The sequence below is a fragment of the Microcystis sp. M165S2 genome (assembly GCF_020245885.1).
Lineage (GTDB): Bacteria > Cyanobacteriota > Cyanobacteriia > Cyanobacteriales > Microcystaceae > Microcystis.
On the sequence record NZ_JADBTZ010000192.1, the window covers coordinates 1 to 3,595 of the forward strand.

The 3,595-nt window shown below is 39.0% G+C and carries 6 protein-coding genes and 2 pseudogenes; 2 read left to right on the plus strand and 6 right to left on the minus strand.

Annotated elements, in window-relative coordinates; all coding sequences use genetic code 11:
- Positions 1-268 precede the first annotated feature (268 nt).
- The 3 genes and pseudogenes from IM479_RS10045 to IM479_RS22585 all read right to left on the minus strand — a co-directional run.
- Complete coding sequence (locus tag IM479_RS10045; protein ID WP_002771554.1) at positions 269-529, minus strand: type II toxin-antitoxin system RelE family toxin; 261 nt, start codon at positions 527-529, stop codon at positions 269-271.
- Positions 529-744: a hypothetical protein gene (locus IM479_RS10050; RefSeq protein WP_002771553.1), complete on the minus strand. Its 216-nt coding sequence runs from the start codon at positions 742-744 to the stop codon at positions 529-531. Before IM479_RS10050 ends, IM479_RS10045 begins: the two co-directional genes overlap by 1 nt.
- Positions 745-1,083: 339 nt before the next feature.
- Positions 1,084-1,434, minus strand: a pseudogene (locus IM479_RS22585) (immunity protein CdiI family protein); the annotation flags it as partial.
- A 168-nt stretch (positions 1,435-1,602) separates the two neighbouring features.
- On the opposite strand from IM479_RS22585, the pseudogene IM479_RS10065 reads away from it, so the two are divergent.
- A pseudogene (locus tag IM479_RS10065) lies at positions 1,603-1,827 on the plus strand (Uma2 family endonuclease); the annotation flags it as partial.
- Between the two features lie 41 nt (positions 1,828-1,868).
- Here IM479_RS10065 and IM479_RS10070 read toward each other — a convergent pair.
- Complete coding sequence (locus IM479_RS10070) at positions 1,869-2,288, minus strand: putative toxin-antitoxin system toxin component, PIN family (RefSeq protein WP_158200800.1); 420 nt, start codon at positions 2,286-2,288, stop codon at positions 1,869-1,871.
- Entirely contained in the window at positions 2,285-2,554 is a 270-nt protein-coding gene (locus IM479_RS10075) for a hypothetical protein (RefSeq protein WP_286826229.1), read from the minus strand. The genes IM479_RS10070 and IM479_RS10075 overlap by 4 nt, the downstream gene beginning before the upstream one ends.
- Before the next feature lie 287 nt (positions 2,555-2,841).
- On the opposite strand from IM479_RS10075, the gene IM479_RS10080 reads away from it, so the two are divergent.
- Complete coding sequence (locus tag IM479_RS10080) at positions 2,842-3,345, plus strand: hypothetical protein (RefSeq protein WP_287685939.1); 504 nt, start codon at positions 2,842-2,844, stop codon at positions 3,343-3,345.
- A 36-nt stretch (positions 3,346-3,381) separates the two neighbouring features.
- Here IM479_RS10080 and IM479_RS10085 read toward each other — a convergent pair.
- On the minus strand, positions 3,382-3,595 hold a 214-nt coding region (locus IM479_RS10085; protein WP_287685940.1), incomplete at its 5' end, for a hypothetical protein.

The window sequence follows — 3,595 nt, forward strand, 5'->3', positions numbered from 1 at the left end:
AAGTGCCGACCCTTGGAGTGATTGGGGGGAAAATTCAGGGACTTTTTCCCTGAAAATTAGGTAATTGACCACCTGAAAATGGGTAAAACCCCAACCCCCAACCCCCAACCCCCACCGAAAAACTTTTTCAGCAGACCCTAACTAGCGATCGAGATTTTGGGTTTTTTGGGGAGTTCAAGAGCTTGGACCTGTACAATAAGGTTGTACAAGTATCCCCTAAAAATCATGTTAAGCAAAGAAACCACCTACTCTCAAACACAGTATTTTATCAACTGTAGATATCTCGGCGATGTCCAACCTTATGGATGGTAAGCCGCTTTGCTTCGGGTGCAAAAGAATAGATAACTCTATAGTCACCGACTCGAAGCTTGAAAAGACCACTCAAATTAGCACTTAAAGCTTGAGGACTAACATTTTCAAAATTATCCGACAACCAGCGAACTTTCCGCAAAATTCGCTCTTGAATGATAGGAGCGAGTGCTTCTAAATCAGCGATTGCTTCGCGGCTAAATTCTACAAAGTAAGCCATTACCAGTTTAATCCTAATTTTTTGGCTACTTCCTCGGCTGAAACCCCCTTTTCTCCTATTTCAGTCCGTCTTAGAGAGTCAAGAAGTTGTTGCTTAACTTCAGGTTTGACTTCTTTGTCTTGGTCAGGATCGAGTAAGATAGATTGGATGGTTTCGGCAACAGTTTCTTGAATGAGGAGCTTGAGTTCTTCAACGGTTAGCTCTTTAACTTGCATATTTTTAACTAGGAGAGAAGAATAAATAAACTACTCCTAATTTTGGCACTAAATTGGCTATTTGGCTCTTCTCGACTTTGTGTGATCATCAATGCTTTGTCTCGTTCCAAGGTAGAACCTCTGGAAATGCGTTGCCAAGGAGACCCTAGCAACGAGGTGATAGTTGTTTAATAAGCGAAAGGAAAAAATAAACCCCCTCAAGATTGAATGAAGGAGCATTTATGGTATTTTTAGAAGCAATTTAGCCTACTTTTGTGGTTTCTTTTTCGCTGGATTGGGATGACTTGGGTTTGCGCTTGAGGGTTGAAGCTGCGCCAGAGCCGAAGGTGATGATACTCGGACTGTTATTTTTTGTACTGTATATTTTTTGGTTATTTCCTTAGGATGTCTGAACAATTGACCCTCATTTTGGTAGAAAACTTCATAATCTGCTGCCAGTTCAAGACGTAACTGTTTCCATAAACTAATTCCTTCTTGTTTAAACTCCATTTCAGCTTGCTGATTAGGAAAATCTGATCAAGGTGGATAGTCTTGATTTAAAGTCTTATCGTAAGTATCCTGCCATGGGTTTAAACGTTGAATGGTTGCTTGACTTAATGGTAATTCTTCAGGAGCAATGTTATCAATTTCATCTACTCCCCAAAGTGGGTAACTTCCATAATCTGCCCAAAGTTTAATTCTGATTGCCATAATTATCATTCCTGAATAAGTTTGTTAATTAATCGAGCCGTAGGTTGGGTTGAGCTATCATTATTGCTCAGGTATTACCAATCGGCTCAAAAGGCGAAACCCAACAAAAATTGTGAAAATATTCCAGGAAGTTGTTGGGTTTCCTTGCGTCAACCCAACCTACGAATCTCTGATAGGTTTAAGTTTTATCGTTCAGTTCCTGACTTTAAGGAATATATTTTGATCGATCAATACCGTTATTATGTCGAACAATTTTATCAACAAAATAACGGTGAATGGTTGTTTAAAGCATTTGAATCAGAGAATGATGATTTAAGGTTGTATTTTGTAGATTTTCAAATCTCATTGCTGGATATTTATCAACGAATTGATTTTACTTTAACTGAAGAATAATGATTAAATCCCATCTCAATTAATTACCTTACTCCTCTTCTCTACTCATTAAAGTAGCGACTAAGAAATTCTTGGGGAGTAATGATGGGGATATTTTCAAAGTTATGTAATGTTAGTAAATCTAAATCTCCTGTAATAATAACTTCTGCTTGAATAACTATAGCACTCGCTAAAATAACAGCATCATCTGGATCTCTAAGTTGAGGAACTTCTAGTAGTCTGTCAACACAAGGTTGTATAAGTTCTTGAACGATAGTCATCAGGTATGCAGTTGTATATCCACAATATTGTTTTCGAGATTGGAGTTTGGGTCGTTCTAATGTATCTTCTATATCAGCTAAGATCTTTTGGGAGGCAAAGATTGTAATTCTTTGATTTTTAGCTAATTTAAGGATTTTACCCGGAACTCCTCCCCACAACAATCCTGAAATCCAAACATTGACATCTACAACAGCTTTCATGAGTTGGCCCGTCTAATTTGGCGAGCTTCTTCAATCATCTGGCTAATCTCAGCCAGAGTCGGTTGATTGGGGTCTGGTTCCATTGCTTCTAGTCGCTCAAAGAATTGCTCTAGATTGACTTTATCTTGATGAACTTTTTTGAGAATGATGGAGTCTTCCGTCAGGGAAATCATGTATTTATCTCCTGGGTTGAGGCGGGTTTGAACTTCAGGAGGAAGTTCGATGTTTCCTTCTCGATTGATTTCTATGAGTAGCTCTTTGGTCATCGGCTTCAAAATCAACTTTATTAGCTTTAGCTGTTAAACAGACTTTATAAATAATCTGATTAAGTTAATTATATATATTTTAGCGAATTTTTCAAGCTGGATTTGCTACCTTGTAATCTAATCTGGGAATTGATGATACTCGGCGATTCGCGCCTTGAGAGGTAATGTTTCTCCCTCTACATTTATACTACCCCAGGAGAGTCCTCCCACAGAATCAATACCACTGGCTACTTGACAACCGCCCCTGAACGGTTACACTAAAACTATGAGTGATTCGGAGAAAAAATATGTCATACTTCGATAACTGTTTTGACCACATTACTGATCCTGTCCAACGGAATTCTGTTCGTCAGCAATGGTTACAGATGGTTGACGGAGGTTTATCTGCTGCCGATGTTAGGATACTACTAGAGAAATACCCAGATTTTAGGGTTGCTATTAGTCAGTGGATTTCCGCAACACCTGAAAGTCTCGGTTTTAGTTATGATACAATGGACAGGTTAAAGGAGTTTGTTGCTACTTTGCCTGAGTTTAAAGATGTATTTGATAAGTATGTTTCTGAACTTGTTTCTTGGGAATGGGATCCGTTATCGTCAAAAAGAGACGATCTACGGCAGGAAATTAAAAAACTTGCCACAATATTTCCTCAGTTTAGACAAGTGGCTGAACAGCGTATAGAACATACAGAAAGTCTTATGAGACTAAGAGAAGAATACCAACGAGAAATCCAGCAAGAAATAGAAAGAGAAATGTTCACAGAGAAGTCACCAAATTATTTTAGTTCTCTTTGATGATACTTTAGAGCCGTAGGTTGGGTTGAGCTATCATTATTGCTCAGGTATTACCCATCGGCTCAAAAGGCGAAACCCAACAAAAATTGTGAAAATATTCCAGGAAGTTGTTGGGTTTCCTTGCGTCAACCCAACCTTGTATATTGAGAGAGGTGGTAGACCGTCCCAACCTTGGTCGGAAAAGACCGCTTCGTAGCAAGGGTCACCACCATAATCTCCCTGACAAAACTCGAACAGTCGCCGGGGTCGT